This window comes from Clostridium culturomicium (assembly GCF_000821305.1).
GTDB lineage: Bacteria > Bacillota > Clostridia > Clostridiales > Clostridiaceae > Clostridium_J > Clostridium_J culturomicium.
Genome location: NZ_CCXK01000011.1, coordinates 1 through 1,252 on the forward strand (window position 1 = coordinate 1; position 1,252 = coordinate 1,252).

At 32.8% G+C, this 1,252-nt stretch carries 3 protein-coding genes; all 3 read left to right on the top strand.

The window, feature by feature from the left end:
- The first annotated feature begins 206 nt into the window (after positions 1–206).
- On the top strand, positions 207–407 hold the full coding sequence (locus tag BN1075_RS00605) for a hypothetical protein (protein WP_040191087.1): 201 nt from the start codon (positions 207–209) through the stop codon (positions 405–407).
- Positions 408–517: 110 nt separating this feature from the next.
- Positions 518–670 (top strand): hypothetical protein, encoded by a 153-nt coding sequence (locus BN1075_RS21330; RefSeq protein ID WP_156132710.1) that lies wholly within the window; start codon positions 518–520, stop codon positions 668–670.
- A 54-nt stretch (positions 671–724) separates the two neighbouring features.
- A partial coding sequence (locus BN1075_RS00610) for a rolling circle replication-associated protein (RefSeq protein WP_040191088.1) occupies positions 725–1,252 on the top strand: 528 nt, incomplete at its 3' end.

Here is a 1,252-nt window from a genome sequence, read left to right on the forward strand (position 1 = left end):
AGGGTGGTTCGAATGGTTTTGACCAGCGCATGCGCAGGCAGATCCATGAGAGCCATTTATTTTACCCTTTACGTGGAGAGGGCTTGTGATAGGCTAAGAGCCAAGGGCTCCCCTTACCCTATGGAGCGGGTGTAATTTTGGGGCTTGAAATGTGCAAAAATTGTGTTACAATATAGATATAAAGTTAATATATGGAGGTATTGGAAATGGAAAAGTTAAGAATAAATTATTCTAGTTCTAAGGAAGTAAAGGATTATTTAGATGATGTTGCAGAGAGATATAATATGACTTTAAGTGGTGTTATTACCATGATTATTATGCAGCATAAATTCCAGAATGAAACCATTGCAAAGGTTGAAACGCTTAATAATATTGTTGCACAAATGCAGATAAACGCTAAACAATAGTCTATTTATTTTACATTTATTGTATATGTTTAACACGTTTTTAATTAGCATATAGCCAACGCAAAGCCATGTTTACAGGCTTGCGTGGCGTTGCTTTATAGGGGGTAAAAATGAGGTATAGATTAATTTTTAAAAATGACATGATTGAATATTACTATAAAAGTTTAAGTGGTTTAAAGAAGGCTTATAAGTATTACGCTACTAGGGGTTTTAGTGTTGTTGCTTTTGATAATTGGACTGGTTTGAAGTGTAATTTTAAATGATACTTACTTGACATAGTATCATTTAACGGTTGTTTTTTGTAAAGTGGGGTGATTTTGATTAGTGCTTATTATATTCATGATGTTGCAATTCTGAAAAAATTTAATGAAGGTCATTATAAATTAACTGTTTGTAAGTCTGTTCGTTCTAAGGGTTCCGAGGGTTTTACGAAAAAGCGTGGTGTTAATAGTAAGAAGTTGGATAATAATATATCTCGTGCTAAGAGTAAAGTCAGAGAATATGCTCTTTGTAACGATTTTGATTACTTTGTAACTTTGACTATTGATAAGGATAAATATGATAGACATGATTTTAAAGCGTATTATAAGGCTCTAGGGCAGTTTCTATTAAACTATGGTAAAAACCATAAGAGTAAGATTAGATATGTTTTAATACCTGAAATGCATGAGGATGGGGCGTGGCATATGCATGGTCTTATTGGTGGAGTTTTGGACAAGCATTTAGAGGAAAATAGTAATGGTTATTTGGAGTGGAAACAATATACTAAGAAGTTTGGATATATGTCTTTAGGCGTTATTAAGGACAAAAATAAAGTGGCGTCATACATAACTAAATATATAACT

What these genes read in the sequence shown, in the direction of transcription:
- BN1075_RS00605 (WP_040191087.1), top strand. Translation starts at nt 207, where the DNA reads ATGGAAAAGTTAAGAATAAATTATTCTAGTTCTAAGGAAGTAAAGGAT.
- BN1075_RS21330 (WP_156132710.1), top strand. Translation starts at nt 518, where the DNA reads ATGAGGTATAGATTAATTTTTAAAAATGACATGATTGAATATTACTAT.